Consider the following 24,884-nt stretch of genomic DNA (forward strand, 5'->3'; position numbering starts at 1 on the left):
GGGCATGAGTGACTGGACCGAGATGGAGGCCCATGCGCTGGGCGCAGGCATCGCGCGAGGCGAGATCGACCCGGTGGCGCTGACCGAGGCGTATCTCGAGAAGATCGCCGCCCATCCGCTGACCGATAGGATCTATGCCCGGGTGACGCCCGAGCGCGCCCGCGCCGAGGCGCAGGCCGCGGCGGACCGCGCGCGGATGGGGCGGCGGCGCTCGCCCCTCGACGGGGTGCCGGTCAGCTGGAAGGACCTCTTCGACAGCGCCGGCACCGCGACCGAGGCGGGCTCGGCCATGCTGAAGGGCCGGGTGCCGGCCCGGGACGCGCGGGTCCTGCGCGAGGCGACGGCGGCGGGGCTCGTCTGCCTCGGCAAGACGCATATGTCGGAACTGGCCTTCTCGGGGCTCGGGCTGAACCCGGTGACCGCGACGCCGCCCTGCGTGAATGACGCGGGCGCGGTCTCGGGCGGGTCCTCCTCGGGCGCGGCGGCCTCGGTGGCCTTCGGGCTGGCGCCCGCGGCCATCGGCTCCGACACCGGCGGCTCGGTGAGGGTGCCCTCGGCCTGGAACGACCTGGTGGGGCTGAAGACCACCGCCGGGCGGGTCTCGCTCGAAGGCGTGGTGCCGCTGGCGCCGCGCTTCGACACCGTGGGGCCGCTGACGAAAAGCGTGGCGGATGCGGCGCTGCTCTTGCGGCTCATCGAGGGCCGGAAGGGGCCGGACCTCGGGCAGGCGGGATCGCTGAAGGGGCGGCGCTTCGCCCGGCTGACCACCATGGTCGAGGAGGACCTCGCCCCGGAGATCGCGCGCGCCTATGACGCCGCGCTGCGCGCCTTCGAGGCGGCGGGTGCCACGATCAGTGACGTCGCCGCGCCCGAGATCGAAGGGCCCATGGCCGACGCGGGCGTCCTATACACCGGCGAGGCCTGGGCGCTCTGGGGCGAGACCATCGAGGCCGAGGGGGCGGCGATGTTCGACCCGATCCGGGCGCGATTCGAAGGCGGGCGCGCGGTCTCGGCGGCGGAGTTCCTGCGCGCCTGGGCGCGGCTCGAGGAGGCCCGCCAAGCCTGGGGCGCGCGCATGGCGGGCTTCGACGCGGTGCTCTGCCCGACGACACCCAACCTGCCGCCCGACGCGGCACGGCTGATGGAGGATGGCGACTATTACGTCGCGGAAAACCTCAAGACGCTGCGCAACACCCGGGTCGGCAACCTCATGGGGCTCTCGGCGGTGAGCCTGCCGGGGGGCACGCCCTCGGCGGGGATATCGCTGATGGGCGCGCCATGGGCGGAGGAAAGGCTTCTCTCCCTGGCCGCAAGCGCCGCGCGCGCGCTGGGTTAAGCGCCCGGCGCGATGCGGATTTCCTGCCACAGGTCCTTGAGACTTCGGCAAGATTCTGGACGATCGGGCGCGCTGCGATGTATCTTTGTCACAAAGCGGGGCGTCAACGATCCCGCCACCACGAGGCAGTAGAGCATGTTTCCCGAACGGTTTTCGGACCTTCCGGCCTATGCGTTCCCGCGCCTGCGCGCGCTGTTGGACGCAGACGCGCCCGGCGGGCCGGTCGTGCATATGACCATCGGCGAGCCGCGCCACGCCTTCCCCGACTGGGTAGGCGAGGTGCTGGCGGCGCATGTCGGCGAGTTCGCCCGCTACCCGGTCAACGAGGGCACGCCCGAGCTTCTGGGCGCGATCCACGACTGGCTGGGGCGGCGCTACGGCGTCGACATCGACCCGGCGCGGCGGATCATGGCGCTGAACGGCACGCGCGAGGGGCTCTATAACGCCGCCATGGCGCTTTGCCCGGAGCGCAAGAACGGCCAGCGCCCGGTGATCCTGACGCCCAATCCCTTCTACCAGGTCTACGCGGTGGCGGCGCTGTCGGTCGGGGCGGAGCCGGTCTTCGTGCCCGCGACCGAGGCGACGGGCCATCTGCCGGATTACGCGGCGCTGCCCGAAGAGCAGCTCGACCGGGTGGCGCTGGCCTATATCTGCTCGCCCGCGAACCCGCAGGGCGCGGTCGCCGACCGGGCCTATTGGGAGCGGCTGATCGGCCTGGCCGAGCGGCACGATTTCCAGATCCTCGCGGATGAATGCTACTCCGAGATCTTCCGCGGCAAGGCGCCGACCGGCGCGCTCGAGGTGGCCCGCGACATGGGCGCCGACCCCGAGCGGGTGGTGGTCTTCCATTCGCTCTCCAAGCGGTCGAACCTGCCGGGCCTGCGCTCGGGCTTCGTCGCGGGCGGGCCCGAGACCATCGCCCGGATGCGCCAGCTCCGGGCCTATGCCGGGGCGCCGCTGCCGCTGCCGCTGCAGCGCGTGGCCGAGAAGGTCTGGGCCGACGAGGCCCACGTCGAGGAGAACCGCCGGCTCTACGCCGAGAAATACGAGATCGCCGACCGGGTCTTCGAGGGGATCGAGGGCGCGGGCGCGCCCGAGGCGGGCTTCTTCCTCTGGCTGCCGGTCGACGATGGCGAGACGGCGGCGCGGCAGCTCTGGCGCGAGACCGGCGTGCGGGTCCTGCCCGGCGCCTACCTGTCGCGGGACACCGCGACGGGCAATCCGGGGGCGGGCTACATCCGCGTGGCCATGGTCGCCCCGCGGGACGAGATGCGGGACGGGCTCGAACGGCTCAGGGCCTGTCTCTACGGGTGACGAGATAATCAGAAGAAACGAAGGCGAGGCAAGAATGGCTTATCCGGCACGGGGACGCGAACCGCTGTTCGACAGCGACATGCAGGCGGCGATCGAACGACGCGGCAAGGAGCTGGTGGGTCTCGCGCTGGTCGTCCTGGGCCTCATGGCGGGCGCGATGATCGGCTCCTACGCGCCGGACGATCCCTCCTGGATCGCGGCCACCGATGCGCCGGTCGAGAACTGGATGGGCCGCTTCGGCGCGGCGATCTCGGCGCCGCTCTACATGATCGTCGGGCGCGGGGCCTGGGCGATTCCCATGGTGCTCATCGCCTGGGGCGCGCGGCTGCTCCTGCACCGGGGCGAAGAGCGCGCCGCGACGCGGGCGATCTTCGCGCCGATCTGGATTGCGCTTCTGTCGATCTTCGCCGCGGGCCAGGCGCCCGGGGCAGACTGGACCCACAGCTTCGGCATGGGCGGACTTTTCGGCGACATGGCCATGGGCGCGGTGCTGACCTTCCTGCCGCTGGGCGCCGGGGCCTCGCTGAAGCTGGCCATGGTGGTCTTTGCCGTGGGCATCGTGGCCTTCGGGGCCTTCGTCCTGGGCTTCACCCGCGACGAGCTTTCGCGCCTCGGGCGCAGCGCACTGATCGGGCTGATCATGGGCTATGCCGCGCTTCTGAAGCTCTTCGGCCGGGGGGCCGCCGGGGCGATGCAGGGCGCGCGCGCCATGCAGGAGGCCCATGCCGCCCGCCGCGCCGCCCGCGAGGACATGCTGATCGACGAGGACGACGACGCCGCCTGGGATGTGCCCGAGGACCAGACCCGCAGCCAGCGCGTGGTGCGGGCCGAGCCGACCTTCGGCGCCCCGCGCGCGGCGCAGGGTGACGAGGGCTACGAGGCCCCCGCTCGCGAACCCGAGCGCCAGGGTTTCCTCGCCCGGCTGATGCCGGGCCGCGGCTCGGACGACCTCGAGCCCGAACTGATCGAGCCCGACCTGGCCCCCGACGCCGAGATGCCCGAGGGCTCGCGCGTGCAGGCCAAGATCGCCGACGCGGTGCGCAACAAGCTGCGCCGCGCGCCCGAGGCCCGCGCGCCCGAGGACACGCCGCTGACCCGCGGCCGGGGCCGCCGCCCCGATCCGCTGATCTATGCGCCCGCGCCGGTCGGCCTGCGCCCCGAGCCGCCGCTGACCGCCCGCGACGGCGGCGAGGCGGGCGACGATGCGCCCGAGGACTTCGCCGAGGACAGCGCGCCTTCGCAGGGCCGCGTGCTGAGCCGCGGCATCCCCAAGGCCGAGCCGCTGCCCGAGGACCGCTTCGTCGCAGTCGAGGACGAGGATGACGACGGCTACGGCGAGGATTACGGCTATGGCTACGGCTACGACGCGGGCGCCGAGGAGGCGCGGCAACCCGCCGCGCCCGCGCGCCCCGCGGTCCCCGTGGCCCAGCCCAAGAAGGTCGTGGAACACAGCCCGCGCAAGCCGGTGCAGCCCTCCAAGCGCGCCCGCGCCGAGGCCCAGCCGAGCCTCGCCTTCGAGGACCGCGTGGCCGATTTCGAGCTGCCGCCGCTGTCGCTTCTGACCAACCCTGCCAAGATCGAGCGGCTGCATCTTTCCGACGAGGCGCTGGAAGAGAACGCCCGGATGCTCGAGACCGTCCTCGACGACTATGGCGTCAAAGGCGAGATCGTCAGCGTCCGTCCCGGCCCGGTGGTCACCATGTACGAGCTGGAGCCCGCCCCGGGCCTCAAGGCGAGCCGCGTGATCGGCCTGGCCGACGACATCGCGCGCTCCATGTCGGCGCTTTCGGCGCGGGTCTCCACGGTGCCGGGCCGCTCGGTGATCGGCATCGAGCTTCCGAACGACAACCGCGAGATGGTCTCCTTCCGCGAGATCCTGTCCTCGCGGGCCTATGGCGACGGCAACCAGCGCCTGCCGCTGGCGCTGGGCAAGGACATCGGCGGCGACCCGGTGGTGGCGAACCTCTCGAAGATGCCGCACCTCCTGATCGCGGGCACCACGGGCTCGGGCAAGTCGGTGGCGATCAACACGATGATCCTGTCGCTCCTCTACAAGCTGACGCCCGACGAATGCCGGTTGATCATGATCGACCCGAAGATGCTGGAACTCAGCGTTTACGACGGCATCCCGCACCTCCTGAGCCCCGTCGTCACCGACCCCAAGAAGGCCGTTGTGGCGCTGAAATGGGTCGTGGGCGAGATGGAGGACCGCTACCGCAAGATGTCCAAGATGGGCGTGCGCAACATCGACGGCTACAACGGCCGCGTCGAGGAGGCCCAGAAGAAGGGCGAGATGTTCTCGCGGACGGTGCAGACCGGCTTCGACGACGAGACCGGCGAGCCGGTCTTCGAGACCGAGGAATTCGAGCCCCGGAAAATGCCCTATATCGTCGTGATCGTCGACGAGATGGCCGACCTGATGATGGTCGCGGGCAAGGAGATCGAAGCCTGCATCCAGCGCCTCGCGCAGATGGCGCGGGCCTCGGGCATCCACCTGATCATGGCCACGCAGCGGCCCTCGGTCGACGTGATCACCGGCACCATCAAGGCGAACTTCCCCACCCGGATCTCCTTCCAGGTGACCTCGAAGATCGACAGCCGCACGATCCTGGGCGAGATGGGCGCCGAGCAGCTCCTCGGCATGGGCGACATGCTCTACATGGCCGGCGGCGCGCGGATCACCCGCTGCCACGGGCCCTTCGTCTCGGACGAGGAGGTCGAGGAGGTGGTGAACCATCTCAAGGCCTTCGGGCCGCCCGATTACGTCGGCGGCGTGGTCGAGGGCCCGGCCGACGAGAAGGCCGACAACATCGACGCGGTGCTGGGGCTGAACACCGGTGGCAACACCGGCGGCGAGGATGCGCTTTACGACCAGGCGGTGGCGATCGTCATCAAGGACCGGAAGTGCTCGACCTCCTACATCCAGCGCAAGCTGGGCATCGGCTACAACAAGGCCGCGCGCCTGGTGGAGCAGATGGAGGAAGAGGGCGTCGTCTCGGCCGCCAACCACGTCGGCAAGCGCGAGATCCTGGTGCCCGAACAGGCGTGACCACCCCCGCGGGGGCCCGGTTGCCGGGACATATCAACGGTTTGGCCCCCCTCCCCTGCCGGGAGGGGGGCTTTTCTTTGCGCGCGGCCCGGTCCGGGGCTTCAGCGGGCCTCCGCCGATCGCGGGGCGCCGGGAACCGCCGTCGTGAAGGCGGCGTTTCGGAGCCATGACAGCGGCCAAGGCAACACCCGATGCAGAGGACCTCAAGGCGCTCGCCGCCCCCGGCGGGACCGAGGTCTGCGACGTCGTCGTGCACCTGCGCGAGCGCGTCTCCGAGGACGAGGCGCGGCGCGACAGCGTGACCCTGGGCGACGTGGTGCGCGCCATCGGCGAGCGCGGCTTCGGGCCGATCTTCCTGGTGCTCTCGGCGCTGATCCTGACGCCGCTCGGCGGCATTCCCGGCGTGCCCACGGTGACCGCCACGGTCATGGCCATCGCCGCGCTGCATCTCTTGGCGGGCAGCGATCACATCTGGACCCCGCGCATCCTGCGCGAGCGCCCGGTCCCCGACCGCCGGCTCTGCCAGGCGCTCGACCGGCTGGAGCCTTTCGCCGAACGCATGGACCGCTGGTTCGGCCAGCGCTTCACCGCCTTCGCGGGGCAGGGCGCGCGGCGGCTCGCGGCGCTGGTGATCCTGGCGCTCTGCCTGACGGTGCCGCCGCTCGAGCTCGTGCCCTTTGCCGGGGTGATCCCGATGATCGGCATCTTCATCTTCGGCCTGGCGATCACCGCGCGCGACGGCGCGCTGATGATCCTCGGCCTCGCCGCGGCGGTGCCGGCGCTGATCGGCGCGCCCTTGCTGCTTTTATCACAATGAAATCCTGCGCTATCGCATAACGCGCGGGCCCGGCCCATATCCGCCATCAGGTTCACAACGTGCAAAAGGACGACATTCCGATGCGTTTTTCCGCCTTCATCGCCGCGCTCGGCCTCGGGCTTCTCACCGCCGGCCAGGCCGCCGCGGACAAGCTGTCGCTGAACGAGATTTCCAACTACCTCAACGGCATCCGCACCGCCGAGAGCGACTTCACCCAGATCAACGCCGACGGCACGATCTCGACCGGGGACCTGGCGCTGTCGCGGCCGGGCAAGATGCGCTTCGACTACAACCCGCCGGAACAGGCGCTGGTCATGGCCGGGCGCGGCACGGTGGTGATCATCGACAAGAAGGTCGGCGGCCAGCCCGAGACCTACCCGCTGAACCAGACGCCGCTGTCGATCATCCTGGCCTCCAACGTGAACCTCGCGCAGGACGGCATGGTGGTCGCGCATGACTACGACGGCACCGCGACCATCGTCACCGCGCGCGACCCCAAGCGGCCGGAATACGGGACCATCCAGATGAAGTTCACCGACGAGCCGGTGGAGCTAAAGCAATGGGTGGTGACCGACCAGGACGGCCAGAAGACCACCGTGGTGCTGGGCGCGCTTCAGAAGAAGGAGCTGCCGAACTCGCTGTTCAACATCGACCGCGCCGTGGCGGAGTCGAACTGAGGACGGACGTCTAGGGCAAAGGGCGCGCGCCGGTCCGGGGGCCGGCGCCGCTGCTTTTTGGGCTGCGCGTTTTATGGCTGCAAGGTCAGGGCGAGGGGCGATCCAAGCGCTTCGCCCGCAAGAGCGCCGGACCAAGGGGCCGGTCCGGCGCGCGCCCGGCGCCTGCGGCGCTCATCGGGCGCAAGTTGGTGCTTGCTGGCTAGAGAGACTGCCGAGCTCAGGCTGGGTTGGCGGAGACACTCAGGCCCCCGCTTACCCCGCAAGCCTCACCGCGCGTGGCGGCAGCCCACGAGTTGCGCCTGGTAGGTCGTCGAGCGCTGCCCGACCTCGTCGGCCACCCGCAGGAGCCAGGACTTGGCGTTGTAGCTGCCCCGCCGATAGCCGGTCCGGCCCTCGTGATAGGCGAGATACTGGTTCCGCGCGTCCCAGGTCGAGATCCCCAGCTCGCGCTGGGTCTGGGCCATGTACCAGCCCATGAAATCCGTCGCGTCGCGGATGTCGTCGCGCTGGGTGCGGCGGCCGCCGTGCTGGTCCTGGTATTCCTTCCAGGTCCCGTCGAGCGCCTGGCTGTAGCCGAAGGCCGAGCTTTGCCGGCCGACCGGGATCACCCCCAGGGAATAGCGGAACGGCGTGCGCGCATCGCCGATGAACTTGCTTTCCTGGTAGATCGTCGCCATCTGCACATGGACGGGTACGCCCCATTTGCGCTCGGTGGCGCGGAAGGCGCGGATGTAATGCGGGCGTTCGCGAAGGATGGCGCAGGCATCGTCCAGGTTTGACGGCGCGGTCTTGGGGCCGCCGCCCCCGCAGGACGCCGCCAGCAACACGATCACGAGCGCGCGAAAGAAACTGCTCATCTGCCTCTCGCTCTGTCTGGCCGTTTGGGCTCTTGGCAGGCAGTCTAGCCGATCGGGCCGGGCGATGAAATCACAAACCCCGAAACCCGCGAGAGGGGGGTTGCAACCGGCGGGATGCCGCCCGATGTGGAGGCAAATGTCAGACCCGGCCGCTTTGTCCGACTCACCTGCACAGAGTGTTTCCGGCGAAAATGCGGCGAAAAAATGGACAAACTGGCGCGCGGAGCGCTAGCTTTGCGGTCAAGAGGTATAGGCCAATGTACACACAACGCGCGAAATACAAGCTCGGCCAGGTCGTTCGGCACCGCAAACACCCCTTCCGCGGGGTGGTCTTCGACGTCGACCCGGAGTTCGCCAATACCGAGGAATGGTACCAGTCGATCCCCGAGGACAGCCGCCCGATGCGGGATCAGCCCTTCTACCACCTCCTGGCGGAAAACGACCAGAGTTTCTACGTCGCCTATGTGTCGGAGCAGAACCTGGTCGCGGATTACTCCGGCGAGCCGGTGGACCATCCCGACATCTCCGAGCTTTTCGGCCAGTTCACCGATGGCTCCTACGAGCCGCAGTTCCAGATGAACTGAGCGCCGGCGTGCGGGCGTGATGCGCCGCGCGCCTCGGCCTGCTGCGCGCCACGCGTCTGCGCATGGAGCGGAGACCCAAGCCTTCCGCCCGACGCTGTCCCAAGAAAATCCGCTGATGCTTCCGCCGGGCGCCCCGTCTCAGGGCGCCCGATCTTGTCTCTGACGGCGCGGCGCCTCAGGCGCCGATCACCTCGAGATAGCGGTCGATCTCGGCGTCCTCGATGGACCAGTCGCAAACGAAGCGCGCCTTGACCGGCTCCTCGGGGTCGCCCTCGGCGATGTCGCCCATGCAGTAGTAATAGGCCCCCGCCTCGAAGGCCCGGGCGTGCAGCTTCCGCGGCAGCCGCGCGAAGATCATGTTGACCCGCGGGTCGCCCTCGATCTCGGCCACCTTCTGCAGGCCCGCCAGAAGCCGGGTCGACTTGGCATTGGCGGTCCGCGCCAGCTCGGCCCAGAGGTCATCCGCCAGATAGGCCTGCATCTGCGCGGTCAGGTAGCGGTGCTTGGAGAAGAGATGCCCGCCACGCTTGCGGCGCAGCTCGAACTCGCGGGCCTTCTCGGGGTCGAAGAAGATCACCGCCTCGACGCCCATGAGCCCGTTCTTGGTGCCTCCGAAGACCGCGACGTCGACGCCGGACTTCCAGGTCATCTCGGCCGGGGTGCAGCCCAGGGCGACGCAGGCATTGGCGAAGCGCGCGCCGTCGAGATGCACCGGCAGGCCGAACTCCCGGGCGACGCCGGTCACCGCGCGCAGATCGTCTAGGCTGTAGATATTGCCCTTCTCGGTCGCCTGGGTGATCGAGACCGGCCCGCGCTGCGCGTTGTGCACCGAGCCGCCCGAGCCGCAGATCGCGCGGCGCAGGACCGAGGGCTCGAAGCGGTCGCTCTCGCCCACCAGCGTCAGCTTGGCGCCGCCGGTGTAGAACTCGGGCGCGTTGCACTCGTCTTCCTCGATATGGGCGGGCGGGGTGCAATAGACCGTGTCGAAGGGCTGGGCGTAGCAGGCCAGCGCCAGGCAGTTCGCCACGGTGCCGGTGGCCACCAGGTAGACCGCCGCCTCGGGCGCCTCGAAGAGGTCGCGGAGCTGCTGGGTGACCTCTTCGGTCAGCGGATCGGTGCCATAGCCCTTGGCGTGGCCTTCGTTGGCGCGGGTCAGCGCCTCGAGCACCTGCGGCGGAACCGGGCCGGAATTGTCGGAGGCAAAGAACATGGCGGCTCTCCTTTAATGGGGTTCGTCGATGATGTGGTCTTCCCAGTCGTCGTCATCGACCTCGAACTCGGGAACGGTCATGCCCCGGACCGAGACGCCGGCTTCGTGCACGCTTTCGGCGCGGCCCGAGATCAGCGGGTGCCAGTCGTAGAGCCCCCGCCCTTCCCAGAGCAGCCGGTAGGCGCAGGTCCGGGGCAGCCAATAGGCGTGCTGCTCGATGGTCTTGGGGCTGAGCACGATGCATTCCGGCACGAAGCTGTGGCGGGTCTCGTATTGGCCGCAGCGGCAGCTGGCGTCGTCGAAGAGCCGGCAGGCGACGCGGGTCAGGGCGACCTCGCCGCTGTCCTCGTCCTCGATCTTGTTGAGGCAGCATTTGCCGCAGCCGTCGCAGAGCGCCTCCCATTCCGGGGCGCTCATCTTCGAGAGCGATTTGGTCTCCCAGAAGCGGGGCGCGAGGCCGCTCCGGTCGATCGGGTCGCGGTCGCTCATGTCTCGGCCAGCACCGACCGGGCGCGGGTGCAGTCGTCGTCCATCTGGGTGATCAGCGCCTCGAGGCTGTCGAAGCGTTCCTCGGGGCGCAGGAAATCCACCAGCCCGACCGAGAGCCGCGCGCCGTAGAGGTCGCCTTTGAAGTCGAAGAGATAGGTCTCGATATTGGCCTGGTTCTCGCCGAACATCGGGCGGATGCCGACCGAGGCGGCGCCGTGATAGCTGCCGCGATGCGGCCCGTCGAGCACGTCGACCATGACCGCATAGACCCCGAAGTGCGGCGGATGCAGCCCGTCGATGGACATGTTTGCGGTGGGATAGCCCAGCTCGCGGCCGCGCTTCTCGCCGTGCAGGACCGGCCCTTCGATCCGGTGCCAATGGCCCAAGAGCGCCTTGGCGTCGCGCGGGCGGCCCTCGCTCAGCGCTTCGCGGATCGCGGTCGAGGAGACCTGCCCGCCGGCGCCTTTGAGAAGAGGCGCCACGGTCACGCCGAAGCCCATGGCCTCACCGAAAAGGATCAGGTCCTCGGCGCCGCCCGCGCGGCCCTTGCCGAAGCGGAAATCCGCGCCGACCACCACATGCGAGAGGCCCAGCCCCTCGGCCAGAACCTCGCGGGCGAAAGCCTCGGGGGTGAGCCCGGCGAGGCCCGCGTCGAAGGGCAGCTCGAAGAGCGTCTCGACGCCGATCTTCTTCAGCCGCGAGGCGCGCGCCGCGGCCGAGGTCAGCCGGAAGGGCGGGGCCTCGGGGGCGAAGAACTCGCGCGGATGCGGCTCGAAGGTCAGAACGCCCAGCGGCGCCTCGGGCGCGGCCTGGCGCGCCAGGTCCAGCACCGTGCGGTGGCCGCGATGCACGCCGTCGAAATTGCCGATCGCCGCGCTTGCGCCGCGGGCGTCCTCGGGAATCTGCCTGTGATCGCGGTAGATGCGCATGGCCCGCACTTAGCCCCGCGCAGGGGGTGGCGCAAGGCGGGCCCGACGCTCAGTCGAACTTGCGCGTGGGGGCAAGCACCGTGGCCTCGCCGATCAGGACCTTCTTGCCGTCGACGGCGCAGTGGCATTCCAGCGTGACGCGGCGCTTGCCGACCTCGATGCCGGTCACCTTGACCTCGGCATGGACCAGATCGCCGGGCCGCACCGGGGCCAGGAACTTCAGCGTCTGGCTCATGTAGACGGTGCCATGGCCGGGCAGCTGCTCGCCGATCACCGCCGAGACGAGGCCCGCGGTCAGCATCCCGTGGGCGATGCGGCCGCCGAAGATCGTGTCGCGGGCGTAGCCGTCATCGAGGTGCACCGGGTTCCGGTCGGTGGAGACATCGGCGAATTTCTCGATATCGGCGTCGGTGATCTCCTTCTGGAGATACCGGGTCATGCCCATCTCGATGTCCTCGATCGGGATCGTGCCCCGCGGCTGATTGTCCAACACTGTGGCCTCCGGATTCACCCTGCCCGCGCGCGAGCAACAAATTACCCTGTTCGGGCGTGTATCCGGCAACAATATTACTTTGCAGGTGCAGAAATCAACCCCCGGTGCGGGGATGGGGTGAGGCTTGTGGGGGGTGGTGGTCTCTGGGGCCGCGGTGCCCGCGTCGGGCAGCGGGGCGACCCGGGCCGGGGTCGCCGGGCGCAATCACGCACGGGTCACCCCAGCGCAAGATGCCCGCCCCCGACCTGCCAGACCGGGGGCACGGGCCTCAGCGCAGGTAGCCGATGGCGAAGCTCGGAGAGATGCCCTCGCGCGCGAGGTAGTCGCGCAGCGCCTTGGGGTCGGGCTGTTCCTCGGTGCGGGTCTCCGCCGCCGCGAGCCCGCCGGTGATGAAGAGCGAATCGATGTCCTCGCCCATCGCCCCGGTGATGTCGGTCTGCGGCCCGTCGCCCACCGCCAGGATCGCCGCGTCGCCGGGCACCGTGCCGAGCGCCGCAAGTCGGGTCCGCGCGAGGTCGTAGATCGGCGGATGCGGCTTGCCGAAATAGAGGCTTTCGCCGCCCATCTCGGTGTAGAGTCGCGCCAGCGCGCCCGCGCACCATTCCCGCCGCTCGCCGCGGTCGACCACGATGTCGGGGTTGGCGCAGAGGAGCTTCAGCCCCTTCTGCTTGGCATAGAGGAACTCGGGCCGCATGACCTCGGGTTCGGCATGGGGATCGAAGGGGCCGCAGCAGACGATGCCCTCGGCCTCTTCCAGCGGCACGCGCTGGATGTCGAGCGGGTCCGAGATGATCTTCAAGGGCTCGAAGAAGCTCTGGTCGTGGTCCTCGCCGATGAAATAGACCTTGCGGCCCACCGCGCCCTGGAACATCGCCGCGCGGGCGGAATCGCCCGAGGTGGCGATCGTGTCCCAGGCGTCATCCGGCACGCCGAGCTTGGCGATCTGCCGGGCGACGCTGTCGCGCGGGCGCGGCGCATTGGTCAGAAGCACCACCGTGCCGCCGGTCGCGCGGAAAGCCTGCAGCGCGGTTACCGCGTCCTCATGGGCGCGCAGCCCGTCGTGCACGCAGCCCCAGAGGTCCACGAAAAGCGCCTCGTAGCGCGCGGAAATGTCGGACAGCTGCCGGATGATCTCGGTCATGGGGTGTCTCCGGCGCGCACCCCCCGCGGCGCGCGCATGATCTGGCCGGACCGGTTCACGGGGGTGCGGGGGACGCCAAGGCCCCCCGCCCGCAGGTCGGCGTTACGCCTTGAGGTTCGGGATGATCTGCTTCTTGCGGCTCATCACGCCGGGCAGGACCACGGTGTCGCCCGCGACCTGGGTGTCGAAGCTCTTCTCGGCGATGGTCTTCACCCGGTCGTTCGGCACCAGGAGGGTGGCTTCCTCGTTCAGGATGTCGACGACGAAAAGCGTCACCTCGTCGACGCCGTCCTCGGCGGCCACGTCCTTCATGGAGGCCATGAGGCTCTCCTTGCGCGACAGCACCTGCTCGGGTGCCGTGGTCTCGAGGACCGAGACCCGCAGCTTCACGCCGTCGACGGTGTATTCCTTGGAATCCATGCGGATCAACTCGGCGTCTGAGAAGGCCGAGACGTCGGATTTCGCGGCGAACATCTCGGCGGCATAGGCCGGGATCTCGAGGCCCAGGTCCTCGGCCAGCGCATGGGCGACGGCCTTGTCTTCCTGGGTGGTCGTGGGCGAGCGGAATTCCAGCGTGTCGGACAGTATGCAGGTCAGCATCGCGCCCTTGATGGCCTTGGGCGCCTGCGCCATGTCCTTGCCGATCATCTTCCACATGATCGTCGCGGTGCAGGCCAGCGGCTCGATGCGGATCTCGATCGGGCCCTTGGTCTCGAGCCCGCCGACCAGCTTGTGGTGGTCGATGATGCCGCGGATGTCGGCGGAATTGACCGAGGCCGGCAGTTCCGCGGGGTTGTTGGTGTCGACAATCACCACCGGCGTGTCGGCCTCGACGTCGGCGATGATCTCGGGCTTCTCGAAGCCCCAGCGCTCGAGCATGAAGGCGGCCTCGGTGTTCGGCTCGCCGAGCAGCACGGGCTTGGCCTCTTCGCCACGGATCTCGTTGAGATACCACGCCCAGATGAGCGGGCTGCCGGTGGAATCGGTGTCGGGCGATTTATGGCCGAAAACCTGAAGCGTCATGGTCGTCCTCGTAAGCGTTTGGCGATGTCGCGCGCCTTATAGGGGCGGGCGCGGGGGTTGTCACCCGGGCGCGGAGCGGCCCCCGGGGCCTCAGTCGTAGACGCGTTCGCCGAAGATCGCGGAGCCGACGCGGACATGGGTCGCCCCGAAGGAGATCGCCTCTTCGAAGTCGCCCGACATGCCCATCGACAGGCCGGAAAGCCCGTTCCGCTCGGCCAGTTTCGCCAGAAGCGCGAAGTGCAGCGAGGGCGTCTCCTCGACCGGCGGGATGCACATCAGGCCTTTGACCGGCAGCTGCATCTCGCGGCATTCGGCCAGGAAGCCGTCGACATCGGCGGGCGCGATGCCGGCCTTCTGCTCTTCCTCGCCGGTGTTCACCTGCACGAACAGATCGGGGCAATGCCCCGTCTCCTCGGCGATGCGCGCGATGCTGCGCGCGAGCTTCGGGCGGTCGACCGAATGGATGGCGTCGAAAAGCTCCATCGCGCGGCGGGTCTTGTTTGATTGCAGCGGCCCGACCAGGTGCAGCCGGGTCCCGGGGAAGCGGGCCTGGAAGTCGGGCCATTTGCCCTCGGCTTCCTGGACCTTGTTCTCGCCGAAGACGCGGTGGCCTTCCTCGAGGACGGCCTCGACCCGCGCGTTGGGCTGGACCTTCGAAATGGCGATCAGCTCGACCGAACCGGCACTGCGGCCGGCGGCCTCCTCGGCCTTGCGGATGCGGGTGGTGATGTCGCTCAGTCCCATGGATCGTCTCCCCAGGCCTCGATGAAGGGGGCCAGCTGGTGGGCGTGTTTCTCCCAGGCCGCGCGGCGGCCGGCGTGGATCGGCTCGCGCACCTGCGCGACCGAGAGGGTCTTCACCGCGCCGCCCGATTCGTGGAAGCGCAGGCAGCCATCTTCCCAGTCGAGCCCGGCGGCGGCGACGAGGCGCGGGGCCTCGGTGTCGGGCGCGGAGACCAGGTCCTCGTAGCGGAACTCCTGGATGCGATCGCCGAGCCGGCCCTTCCAGTAGGTGACGCTGGCGCGGAAGTCCTTGATGACGCCCGCGATGTCGCCCAGGTCGTTGGCGTAGCGATGCGTGCCCGTCGCGAAGTGGTTGCGGTAGATCGACAGCGCGATGTCGCGCGGGTCGCGGTGGATCACGATGAAGCGCGCGCCGGGCAGGGCGCGGGCGAGGTAGCCGTAGATCAGGTGGCTCTGGATCGACTTGTCGGTGAAGACCCCGGTTTGTGCCCCGGTGTCGCGCCGCGCCAGCGTCAGATAGGCCCGCGCGAGGTCGCGGATCTGCGTCTCGCTGGCGCTCCTGAGCGGCGCGAGGCGGCCCTGGGCGGTGAAGGACTTCCAGACCAGTTTCAGCGCATGGGCCAGCTCGCCTCCGGCGGCGGCCTGGCTGTGCGCGCCGATGATCTGTTCGGCCAAAGTCGTGCCCGAACGCGGCAGCCCGGTGACGAAGACCGGGCGGAGGTCCGCCGGCTCGCCCATGGGCGTCAGGTCGGCGCCCTCCTGCGCGGCGCGGATCGCCTGCTGTTCGGTGCGCCGCGCCTCGGCGTCATAAGGCGCGAGCTTGCGTTGCAGGCGGTTGGCGCGGGCCAGCTCGTCGAAGGCGGCATCGTGCTTGCCCAGGTCGAAGCGCGCCTTGGCCATGGCGAAATGCCCCTGCACCCGGGCCTCGCCGCTGACCTGGCTGTGCCGCAGCGCCTGGCCGAGGCTCTTGAGCGCCGGGTCATCGGCCTTCAGCTTCGCCGTGGCAAAGAACATCCGGTAAAGCGCGCCCTCGCGCGGGTGTTTCGCCAGGAGCTTGCGGAAGATCGTCTCGGCCTCGGCGAAGCGCCCGATGCGCTGGAGGTAAAGCGCCTTGTCGGCGCGCGGCTTGATCTGCCCCGGGGCCTTGGCGATCAGCCGGTCGAAGGCCGCGAGCGCATCCTCGGGTCGGTCGGCGCGGGCAAAAGCCTCGGTCGCCTCCTGCAGGAGCGCGGGCTCATCAGGCTTCTTGGCAAGCGCGCTGTCGAGATGCCGGGCCCGGGCGGCGCTGTCGCCTTCCAGGTGCGCCAGCCGCGAGAGCTGGAACTGGATTTCCGGCTGGTCTGGATGCGCGCGATCGAGCGCCGCGAAGGTGCTGCGCGCCTCGGTCAGCCGCCCCGCCTGCAGCGCCGAGAGCCCCGCCTGGTAGCGGGCTGCGGCGGGATTTGCGGTGCGGGATTGGGGCGCGCGCGACATGGCTTCGGTCTAAGCCGCCCCCGCACAAAAGAAAAGAGCGGGCCCGAAGGACCCGCTCTTCCATCCAAATCTCCGTGGGGAGATTAGAAGGACATCTTCGCGCCGAGCGAGAAGGTGTCGAAGTCTTCGGTCGCGCCGCCGAAGCTGCCGATCTCGTCTTCGCTGGACCAGCCGTAGCCTGCGCGCAGCGAGATGCCGCCGCCCAGGTCGTAGACGGTTGCGAGGCCCCAGCCGCTGGTCTGGTCGCCGTCGAGCTCGTACTGGCCGTAGTTGAAGCCGATGGCCAGAGCGTTCATCTCGTAGCCGATGCCGAGACCGGTGTGGGTCGCGTCGTCGGAAACGCCGTCCAGGTCCCAGTTGCTCACGGTGGCGCCCAGGGTCAGGCCGTTGGCGAAGCCGCCGGTGACAGCGAACGAGGTGACCGCCCGGTTGTCTTCCTGCTTCTGGTAGCCGAGGCCGACGTTCATGTCGATGCCCGACACGTCAGCTGCGTAGCTGACACCAACGCCGATGACCGGCTCGTCGCCTGCGCCGTTTGCGTCCTGCTCAGCGGAGAGCGAGAAGACGGCTGCGCCAAAGGCGTAGTCGAAGCGTGCGATCTGGCCGTCGCCGCCGGCGCCGTCGAGGATCGCGCCGTTGTCGAAGCCGTTGTGCGCGGTTTCGTCGTCAGCAAGCGAGCCGCCTGCCAGCGCCATTTCCGGAACGCGTGCGTCGAGTGCGCCGTCGGTGTCGCCCATGGTCAGGGTCGCGCCGCCGAAGGACACGAAGATCGACTCGCCGCCCTGCACGTTCGGGTCGAACGCGTCGGAGTCGCCGTTCACGGCGCAGGTGGTGCCCGTGACGTTGTCGGCCACGCCAGGTGCGTCCACGCAGGTGGAGTCGCCGCCGTCGGACTCGTCGAGGTCGATCGACGCGCCGAAGGTCAGGCCGTTGTCGGCTTCACCGGACATGGTGAAGGTGACGTCGACGTCGGTGAAGAACTGAGTATCGATGTCCTCGCCGCCGTAGATACCCATCTCGGCGGAGCCCGACAGAGCCACATCGGCTTGGGCAACCCCGGCGGTAGCAACCAGCGCGGTGGATGCAAGAAGAAGCTTTTTCATTGTTTCCCTCATGTGTTCGTAAGGCACATACCAATCCGGATGCCCCGGCCTTGATGGGGTCTCTATGCGCCGTCGGGGGCTGGCCTTGCAAGCGGCGGCGGGACGGCCTCGGGAACATCTCGTTCCATGATGCACATTTGCCACAAAGCCGCCGCAGACGGGGCGGGGCGCTCCTGCAGGGGCCAAATGCTCCCATGAGCGCGGGGCATTGACCGCTTGTCGGGGCGCGACGCGGCCGTTAATGAGGTCTGCGACGAAACGGGCCGTAAGGGACGGGGGACATGGCAGGACTGCGCATCGCAAGAGGGCTCTGGCTCATTCCGGCGCTGGCGGCGCTGGCGGGCTGCGGCATGTTCCAGCGCAGCCCCGATGCGGCGCCGGTCGAGACCCGGCCCGCCCAGGAGATCCTCGACGAGGAAGTCTACGGCCGCGAGGGCCCGCCCGAGAGCACCATCTGGGACATCTTCCGCAATCGCGGCGACGCCCAGGATATCGGCGCTGTGAACCGCTACATCTGGAACGCTTCGCTGGAAACGCTGAACTTCCTGCCGATCGAATCGATCGATCCCTTCACCGGCGTCATCACCACCGGCTACGGCACGCCGCCGGGCGGTGGGCAGCCTTACCGCGCGACGATCTATGTCACCGATCCGGCGCTGGACGCGCGTTCGCTGAACCTGGCGCTGCAGACGCGCTCGGGCCCGGCCAGCGCGGCGACGGTGCTGGCGGTCGAGGATGCGATCCTGACCCGCGCGCGGCAGCTGCGGCAGCAGGATTCGCGCTTCTGATCCCGCTGCCCTGCGGGGATCTGACGAGATTTTGGGAGAGCCCGCCGCCTCGGATCGAGGGTGGCGGGTTTTCTTTTGGGCGCGTGGTGAAGGTGGCTTGAGCAGAAGGCGAGCGCGGGCGGCTTGCAAAGGCGCTTGGTAAGAACGCTCCTGTAGCGGCGCGTTTTTCTCGATCAGAGGTGCGGACCAGCATTCGGAACGGGGGCGCTCGCGCCCCTGCGCAGGAAGCCACCCCACCTCAATCCTTCGGCAACCGGCCCTTCTTCTTCGCCAGCTGCTCCACCCAGGCCAGGTGCTGGGGCAGGCAGACCCGCCGCAGATCGTACTGCCCGACCACATGCGCGCGCGCGGCGGCGCCGAGGCGGGCGCGGTCTTCACCTTCCTCGAGAAGCGCCGTCACTTCGGACAGCAGCGCCTCCTGGTCGAAGAAATCCACCAGCCGGCCCGTGACGTCATGGTCCAGCACCTCGCGCACCGGGGCCACGTCGCTGGCGACCACCGCCGCCCCCGCGCTCATCGCCTCGAGAAGCGACCAGCTCAGCACGAAGGGGTAGGTCAGGTAGACATGCACCCGGCTGACCTGGATCACCGAGAGGAACCGCTCGTAGGAGACCCGGCCGAGGAAATGCACCCGCGCCCAGTCCTCCTCGGGGATCTGGTCGCGGACCTCCTCGATGAAGATCTCCTTCCAGCTCTTGCCCGAGGCCGAGCGCGACCCGTAGCTCACCCCGTCGCCGCCAAGCAGCACCACCTGCGCCTCGGGCCGGGCCTTCAGCAGCGCGGGCAGCATCCGCATGAAGACGTGGTAGCCCCGGTGCGGCTCGAGGTTGCGGTTGATGAAGGTCACCACCTCGTCGGTGCGGGTCAGCGCGCGGCCCTCGCCCAGGTCGAGCCGCGCCTCGGGGTCGGGGCGCACCGCCTCGGTGTCGATGCCGTCGTGAATGACGCTCAACCGGTCCTGGAAGACCTCCGGGAAGGTGTCGGCCTGGAACCGCGTGGGCGAGAGGCCCGAATCCATGATCTCTTCGTGCATGCGGTTGTTGAAGTTCTTCAGCCGCAGCTTCAGCGGCTGGTCAGCCATGTTCTTCGGCGCGAACTCCGGGTCGAAGGCGGTGATCGCGGGGTCGGAGCTGTAGTAGAGCTCGCAGTAAAGGCCCAGGCGGGCCTCGGGCCAGACATCCTTGAGGAACAGGCTCTCGCCCCAGCCGTGATGGGCGAGGATCACGTCGGGGCTGAAGCCCTGGTCGCGCAGGGCGAGCGCGGCGCGGTAACAATAGGTCGCGCGCATCAGCTTGGTCTCGAAGTCGGCGGCCAGCGGGAAGACACCCTTGGTCGAGCGGCCCTCGACCTTGTAGGGCAGCACGTCCACGCCTTTCCAGGTGGTGCGCTCCTTGACGCGCAGGGTCAGGGCGCGGACCTCGTGGCCGCGCGCCACCAGCGCCGGGGCGAGGTGCTTGTACTGGCCGGGAAAGTTCTGGTGGATGCAGAGGATCTTCATGCGCGCCTGTGATCGAAGCTGTCCCGGGGGCGGGCCCCCGTGCCCGATCTGACACGGCGCACCCTTCCGCGCCAATCCTCGCGCGGCGGTTGGCGGGTGACCTGTGCCCATCCTGCCCGTTGGGCGTGAGAGCGGAACGGTCGGGCAGGGGCCGGGCTGCAGGCAGGAGCCTGGCGCCCGCACAGTGGAGAGGCGCTGGCGGAGGCAGAGATTTGGCCGCTGGCCGGACCGCGCGACGGGTCGCGGTGCAGACCTGGGTCTGAGCGCAGCACGCGACAGCCCGGGGTCAGGGCCAAGCCGGGAACTGACCGGACCACGCGACAGCCCGAGGGCAGGGGCCCAGCCGAGGCGCGCCCGAAGCCTCCCCGCGAGAGCGCACCGCCCCCCGACCACCCCGCACCGCCCCAACCGCGGCCCAAGCGCAGCAAGCCGCCGCCACGGTGGGCTGGACGCCGCCGCCCCCGCGCCCTATCACGCGGCCTGCAACACCCGACTGACAGCCGCTGGAAAAGGACGCCCCGATGTCGCGCTACAGCCCCGCCGAGATCGAGCCGAAATGGCAACAGGCCTGGGACGAGGCCGGAACCTTCGAGGCCCGGCGGTCGGACGACAAGCCGAAGTATTACGTCCTCGAGATGTTCCCCTATCCCTCGGGCCGCATCCACATCGGCCACGTGCGCAACTACACGATGGGCGACGTGGTGGCGCGCTACAAGCTGGCGACCGGCCACAGCGTGCTGCACCCGATGGGCTGGGACGCCTTCGGCATGCCGGCGGAGAACGCGGCCATGGCCTCGGGCGGGCACCCGAAGGACTGGACCTATTCCAACATCGCCGACATGCGCGGCCAGATGAAGCCGCTGGGCCTGTCGATCGACTGGAGCCGCGAATTTTCCACCTGCGACCCGGACTACTACGGCCAGCAGCAGGCGCTGTTCCTCGACTTCCTCGAGAAGGGGCTGGTCTACCGCAAGAACGCGGTGGTCAACTGGGACCCGGTGGACATGACGGTGCTCGCCAATGAGCAGGTCGAGAACGGCCGCGGCTGGCGCTCGGGCGCGCTGGTCGAACGGCGCGAGCTGACCCAGTGGTTCTTCCGCATCTCGGACTATTCCGAAGAGCTGCTTGAGGCGATCGAAGGGCTCGACGACTGGCCGGCCAAGGTCAAGGCCATGCAGGCCAACTGGATCGGCAAGAGCCGCGGCCTGCAGTTCGCCTTCTCGACCTCGGATGCGCCCGAGGGCTTCGACCGTATCGAGGTCTATACCACCCGGCCCGACACGCTCATGGGCGCGAGCTTCGTCGGCATCTCGCCCGACCACCCGCTGGCCCGGGCGCTTGAGCGCGAGGACGACGAGATCGCCGCGTTCAACGCCGATTGCCGCCGCATGGGCACCTCGGAGGAAGAGCTGGAGACCGCCGAGAAGCGCGGCTTCGACACCGGCATCACCGTGCGCCATCCCTTCGACACCTCCTGGGAGCTGCCGGTCTATATCGCCAACTTCATCCTGATGGACTACGGCACCGGCGCGATCTTCGGCTGCCCGGCGCATGACCAGCGCGACCTCGAGTTCGCGCGCAAGTACGAGCTGCCGGTCAGCACCGTCTACGCCCCTGCCATAGGCGAGGAGGGCACCTTCATCCTGCCAGAGGAAGGCGGCCCGGCCTATGTGCCGCCGAAGCAGGAAACCGTCCGCTACATCAAGGGCTTCGCCGGTGAGGAGGCGCAGACCGGAGAGCAGGGCGTCGATGCCGCCATCGCCTTCTGCGAGGAGAACGGCGTCGGCCAGGGCGTGACCAAGTTCCGCCTGCGTGACTGGGGCCTGTCGCGGCAGCGCTACTGGGGCTGCCCGATTCCGGTGGTGCATTGCGAGACCTGCGGCGTGGTGCCCGAGAAGAAAGAGAACCTGCCGGTGCGCCTGCCCGACGACGTCTCCTTCGACCAGCCGGGCAACCCGCTCGACCGGCATCCGAGCTGGCGCGATGTCTCCTGCCCCGCCTGCGGCGCGGCGGCCAAGCGCGAGACCGACACGATGGACACCTTCGTGGACAGCTCGTGGTATTTCGCCCGATTCACCGCGCCCCGGGCCGAGACCCCGACCGACCTGGCCGAGGCGGAGTACTGGATGAACGTCGACCAGTATATCGGCGGCATCGAACACGCGATCCTGCACCTGCTCTACTCGCGCTTCTTCGCGCGGGCGATGCAGATGACCGGCCATCTGCCCGCGAAGTCGAGCGAGCCGTTCAACGCGCTCTTCACCCAGGGCATGGTCACCCATGCGATCTACAAGACCACCGGCGCCGGCGGGCGCCCGGTTTATCACTACCCCGAGGACGTCGAGCTGAAGGACGGCAAGGCGCTCCTGCGCGCCGACGGCAGCGAGGTCGAGGTGATCCCCTCGGCCAAGATGTCGAAGTCCAAGAACAACGTCGTCGACCCGGTGGCGATCATCGGCCAATACGGCGCCGATACCGCGCGCTGGTTCGTCCTCTCCGACAGCCCGCCCGAGCGCGACGTGGAATGGACCGCCGCGGGCGCCGAGGCGGCCAACAAGCACCTCGCGCGGGTCTTCCGCATCGCCTCCGAGGCTGCGGCCTCCGAGGCGCCGGCCAAGCCCGGCGACGAGGACCTCCTGCGCGAGATGCACAAGGCGATCCACGACGTCACCCAGGGCATCGAGAGCTTCGGCTTCAACGCCGCCATCGCCCGGCTCTACGCCTTCACCAGCACCCTGTCGAAGGCCGAGGCGGGCGGCGAGGCCAAGCGCCAGGCGGCCCGCGCTTTGGCGCAGCTCATGTCGCCCATGACCCCGCATCTGGCCGAGGAGCTCTGGGCGCTCCTGGGCGGCGAGGGGCTGATCGCCAATGCGCCCTGGCCCATCGCCGACGAGGCCATGATGGTCGAGGACACGGTGACCCTGCCGATCCAGGTCAACGGCAAGCGCCGCGCGGAGATCGCCGTGCCCAAGGACATGGACAAGGGCGAGGTTGAAAAGACCGCGCTGGCTCATCATGCTGTGGTCAAGGCGCTCGACGGCGCCGAACCGAAGAAGGTGATCGTGGTGCCGGGACGGATCGTGAATGTGGTCATCTGAACGCCGCCGCCTTCTGGCCGGCCTGGGGCTGGGCCTGGTCCTGGCCGCCTGCGGCTTCGCCCCGGCCTATGGGCCCTCGGGCGGCGCCATGGCGCTGCAGGACCGGATCCGCGTCGAGGCGCCGGACAACCGCAACGGCTACCTGTTGCGGCGGCGGCTCGAGGACCGGCTGGGCCGCGCCTCCGGCCCCTACAAGCTCGAAGTGACGATCCGCGCCGAGGAACAGGACTTCGGCACCACCTCGGCGGGTTTCACCACCCGCTTCCGCCTTGTCGGCACCGCGGGCTACCGGCTGCGCGACGCCACCGGCACGGTGATCGACGCGGGCCAGGTCGAGGAATTCGTGGGCTATTCGGCCACCGGCTCCATCGTCTCGACCCCCGCCGCCCAGGCCGACGCGCAGGAGCGGCTGACCACGATTCTCGCCGACCGCATCGTCGAGGAGCTGATCTTCATGTCCGACCGGCTGCCGCCCGCGACATGAAGCTATCGGCCCGCGACGCGCCCGCCTATTTCCGCAAGCCCGATCCCGAGGCCGCGGGGCTCCTGATCTTCGGCGAGGACGCCATGCGTGTCGCGCTGAAGCGCCAGGAGGTGGTGGCCGCGCTGCTCGGGCCGAACGGCGAGGAGGAGATGCGCCTCACCCGGATGTCCGGCGGCGACCTGCGCAAGGAACCGTCGCGGCTTCTCGATGCGATCAAGGCGCAGGGCTTCTTCCCGGGCCCGCGCGTGGCCTTCGTCGAGGAGGCCAACGACAACGCCGCGCCCGCGGTGATCGCCGCGCTCGAGGACTGGCGGCCGGGCGACGCGCAGATCGTGGTGACGGCGGGGCAACTCAAGGCCTCCTCGAAGCTGCGCAAGGCCTTCGAGGGCCACAAGCGCGCCTATGCCGCGGGCATCTACAACGACCCGCCGAGCCGCGCCGAGATCGAGGCCGACCTCGAGCGCGCGGGGCTGACCGGCTTCGACCGCGCGGCCGGCGATGCGCTCTTCGCGCTGGCGCGCACGCTTGACCCCGGGGACTTCCGCCAGACCATCGAGAAGGTCGCGCTTTACAAGATCGGCGACGAGAGCCCGCTGAGCGCGGCGGAAGTGGCGCTCATGGCGCCGACCTCGACCGAGGCGGATGTCGACGAGATCCTGCATGTGGTGGCCGAGGGCCGCACCGACGAGATCGGCCCGGTGATGCAGCGCCTCGGCGCCCAGGGCACCAATGCGGTGACGCTGGTGATCATGGCGACCCGGCATTTCCGCGTGCTGCATGCCGCCGCCGCCGACCCCGGCGGGCCGCAGGCGGGCATGGGCCGGGCCCGGCCGCCGGTCTTCGGGCCGCGCCGCGACCGGATGATCCGCCAGGCCCAGGGTTGGGGCGGGCGCAAGCTCGAACAGGCGCTGACGATCCTGACCGACACCGACCTGTCGCTGCGCTCGGCGGGCCAGAAGGCGCCGCAGATGGCGCTGGTGGAGCGTGCGCTGATCCGGCTGGCGATGCTGGCGCGGCGCTGATCGGGCCGGGGCGTCGCAGGTCCGCCCGGATCGGCGCTGTTGCGGAGCCGGGGGGCTTCGGCCACTCTGAAGGCAGGGCTGGCAGCCTCCGGCCCCGACTTGCAAGAAGGCCGCCTTTCCCATGCGCTACACCCTGATCGGCACCGCCAAGACCCGTGCCTTCCGCCCGCTCTGGCTGCTCGAGGAGCTGGGGGTCGATTACGAACATCTGCCCGTCGGCCCGCAAAGCGCCGAGGTCCGCGAAGCCAGCCCCCTCGGCAAGGTGCCGGTGCTGCTGGCCGATGGCCGCGCGATCCCCGATTCGGCGGCGATCCTGACCTTCCTGGCCGACCGGCACGGCGCCTTCACCTGTCCCGCCGGCACGCCCGAGCGCGCGGTGCAGGACAGCTGGACCTTCCGCATCCTCGACGAGCTCGACGCGATCATCTGGACCGCCGCGCGGCACAGTTTCGTGCTGCCCGAGGACAAGCGCGTGCCCGAGGTGAAGGACAGCCTGAAGTCCGAGTTCGCCGCCAACCTCGAGCGCATCACCGCGGGCATCGAGGGGCCCTATATCATGGGCGAGGAGATGACCGTGCCGGACATCATCCTGTGCCATTGCGGCGGCTGGGCGCGGGTGGCGAAGTTCCCCGACCCGCCCGAGGCCTTCAAGGCCTACACCCGCCGCCTGCGCGACCGCGAGGCCTACCGGCGGGCGGCGGCGCTGCCCTAGGGCACCGCGCGCGTCGACGTGAGGGCGATGGAGACGCTTGGGTG

The 24,884-nt window shown here is 69.4% G+C and carries 22 protein-coding genes; 11 read left to right on the forward strand and 11 right to left on the reverse strand.

The genetic code is table 11. The features are described 5' to 3' along the window. Positions 1–4: 4 nt before the first annotated feature. From ACX938_RS08060 to ACX938_RS08080, 5 genes are all read left to right on the forward strand, one after another. Positions 5–1,336, forward strand: a complete 1,332-nt coding sequence (locus tag ACX938_RS08060) for an amidase (RefSeq protein WP_459430664.1) — start codon at positions 5–7, stop codon at positions 1,334–1,336. A gap of 135 nt (positions 1,337–1,471) precedes the next feature. Then, positions 1,472–2,650, forward strand: a complete 1,179-nt coding sequence (locus tag ACX938_RS08065; RefSeq protein ID WP_459430665.1) for an aminotransferase class I/II-fold pyridoxal phosphate-dependent enzyme — start codon at positions 1,472–1,474, stop codon at positions 2,648–2,650. Positions 2,651–2,684: 34 nt separating this feature from the next. Continuing rightward, positions 2,685–5,699: a DNA translocase FtsK gene (locus tag ACX938_RS08070; RefSeq protein ID WP_459430666.1), complete on the forward strand. Its 3,015-nt coding sequence runs from the start codon at positions 2,685–2,687 to the stop codon at positions 5,697–5,699. Between the two features lie 166 nt (positions 5,700–5,865). Beyond that, positions 5,866–6,516, forward strand: coding sequence for an exopolysaccharide biosynthesis protein (locus tag ACX938_RS08075; RefSeq protein WP_232754218.1), 651 nt, complete (start codon positions 5,866–5,868; stop codon positions 6,514–6,516). A gap of 80 nt (positions 6,517–6,596) precedes the next feature. Then, a complete protein-coding gene (locus ACX938_RS08080; protein WP_232754217.1) occupies positions 6,597–7,193 on the forward strand; it encodes a LolA family protein in 597 nt (198 codons plus the stop codon). A 266-nt stretch (positions 7,194–7,459) separates the two neighbouring features. Here the strand turns inward: ACX938_RS08080 and ACX938_RS08085 are convergent, their stop codons facing one another. Continuing rightward, a complete protein-coding gene (locus tag ACX938_RS08085) occupies positions 7,460–8,050 on the reverse strand; it encodes a transglycosylase SLT domain-containing protein (protein WP_232754216.1) in 591 nt (196 codons plus the stop codon). 257 nt (positions 8,051–8,307) lie between these two features. On the opposite strand from ACX938_RS08085, the gene hspQ reads away from it, so the two are divergent. Beyond that, the gene (hspQ, locus tag ACX938_RS08090) at positions 8,308–8,634 is read left to right on the forward strand and encodes a heat shock protein HspQ (RefSeq protein ID WP_232754215.1); all 327 of its coding nucleotides are present in this window, start codon (positions 8,308–8,310) and stop codon (positions 8,632–8,634) included. Between the two features lie 175 nt (positions 8,635–8,809). On the opposite strand, the gene ACX938_RS08095 is transcribed toward hspQ, so the two are convergent. From ACX938_RS08095 to ACX938_RS08135, 9 genes are all read right to left on the reverse strand, one after another. Next, on the reverse strand, positions 8,810–9,844 hold the full coding sequence (locus ACX938_RS08095; RefSeq protein WP_459430667.1) for a threonine aldolase family protein: 1,035 nt from the start codon (positions 9,842–9,844) through the stop codon (positions 8,810–8,812). Between the two features lie 12 nt (positions 9,845–9,856). After that, on the reverse strand, positions 9,857–10,333 hold the full coding sequence (locus tag ACX938_RS08100; protein WP_459430668.1) for a YcgN family cysteine cluster protein: 477 nt from the start codon (positions 10,331–10,333) through the stop codon (positions 9,857–9,859). Beyond that, on the reverse strand, positions 10,330–11,262 hold the full coding sequence (locus ACX938_RS08105; RefSeq protein ID WP_459430669.1) for a bifunctional riboflavin kinase/FAD synthetase: 933 nt from the start codon (positions 11,260–11,262) through the stop codon (positions 10,330–10,332). Before ACX938_RS08105 ends, ACX938_RS08100 begins: the two co-directional genes overlap by 4 nt. Positions 11,263–11,311: 49 nt before the next feature. Beyond that, positions 11,312–11,755 carry a MaoC family dehydratase gene (locus ACX938_RS08110; RefSeq protein ID WP_232754211.1) on the reverse strand — a complete coding sequence of 148 codons (444 nt, stop codon included), beginning with the start codon at positions 11,753–11,755 and terminating at the stop codon, positions 11,312–11,314. Positions 11,756–12,023: 268 nt separating this feature from the next. Next, positions 12,024–12,896: a TIGR01459 family HAD-type hydrolase gene (locus tag ACX938_RS08115; RefSeq protein ID WP_232754210.1), complete on the reverse strand. Its 873-nt coding sequence runs from the start codon at positions 12,894–12,896 to the stop codon at positions 12,024–12,026. 102 nt (positions 12,897–12,998) lie between these two features. Further along, positions 12,999–13,919, reverse strand: coding sequence for a manganese-dependent inorganic pyrophosphatase (locus tag ACX938_RS08120; RefSeq protein ID WP_459430670.1), 921 nt, complete (start codon positions 13,917–13,919; stop codon positions 12,999–13,001). A 90-nt stretch (positions 13,920–14,009) separates the two neighbouring features. Continuing rightward, entirely contained in the window at positions 14,010–14,663 is a 654-nt protein-coding gene (locus ACX938_RS08125) for a YggS family pyridoxal phosphate-dependent enzyme (protein ID WP_459430671.1), read from the reverse strand. Then, entirely contained in the window at positions 14,654–16,135 is a 1,482-nt protein-coding gene (locus ACX938_RS08130; RefSeq protein ID WP_459430672.1) for a tetratricopeptide repeat-containing sulfotransferase family protein, read from the reverse strand. Before ACX938_RS08130 ends, ACX938_RS08125 begins: the two co-directional genes overlap by 10 nt. Before the next feature lie 83 nt (positions 16,136–16,218). Continuing rightward, positions 16,219–17,238, reverse strand: a complete 1,020-nt coding sequence (locus ACX938_RS08135; RefSeq protein ID WP_459430673.1) for a porin — start codon at positions 17,236–17,238, stop codon at positions 16,219–16,221. Between the two features lie 281 nt (positions 17,239–17,519). On the opposite strand from ACX938_RS08135, the gene ACX938_RS08140 reads away from it, so the two are divergent. Then, positions 17,520–18,026, forward strand: coding sequence for a DUF3576 domain-containing protein (locus ACX938_RS08140; RefSeq protein ID WP_459430674.1), 507 nt, complete (start codon positions 17,520–17,522; stop codon positions 18,024–18,026). A gap of 238 nt (positions 18,027–18,264) precedes the next feature. Here ACX938_RS08140 and ACX938_RS08145 read toward each other — a convergent pair whose 3' ends face one another. Further along, a complete protein-coding gene (locus tag ACX938_RS08145; RefSeq protein WP_459430675.1) occupies positions 18,265–19,524 on the reverse strand; it encodes a glycosyltransferase in 1,260 nt (419 codons plus the stop codon). Between the two features lie 521 nt (positions 19,525–20,045). Here ACX938_RS08145 and leuS point away from each other — a divergent pair. From leuS to ACX938_RS08165, 4 genes are all read left to right on the forward strand, one after another. Further along, positions 20,046–22,622, forward strand: coding sequence for a leucine--tRNA ligase (gene leuS / locus ACX938_RS08150; RefSeq protein WP_459430676.1), 2,577 nt, complete (start codon positions 20,046–20,048; stop codon positions 22,620–22,622). Next, complete coding sequence (gene lptE / locus ACX938_RS08155) at positions 22,609–23,106, forward strand: LPS assembly lipoprotein LptE (protein WP_459430677.1); 498 nt, start codon at positions 22,609–22,611, stop codon at positions 23,104–23,106. The genes leuS and lptE overlap by 14 nt, the downstream gene beginning before the upstream one ends. Further along, complete coding sequence (gene holA / locus ACX938_RS08160) at positions 23,103–24,128, forward strand: DNA polymerase III subunit delta (protein WP_459430678.1); 1,026 nt, start codon at positions 23,103–23,105, stop codon at positions 24,126–24,128. The genes lptE and holA overlap by 4 nt, the downstream gene beginning before the upstream one ends. Before the next feature lie 121 nt (positions 24,129–24,249). After that, positions 24,250–24,840 (forward strand): glutathione S-transferase family protein, encoded by a 591-nt coding sequence (locus ACX938_RS08165; protein WP_232754200.1) that lies wholly within the window; start codon positions 24,250–24,252, stop codon positions 24,838–24,840. Positions 24,841–24,884 lie beyond the last annotated feature (44 nt).

Source organism: Roseivivax sp. (genome assembly GCF_054552075.1).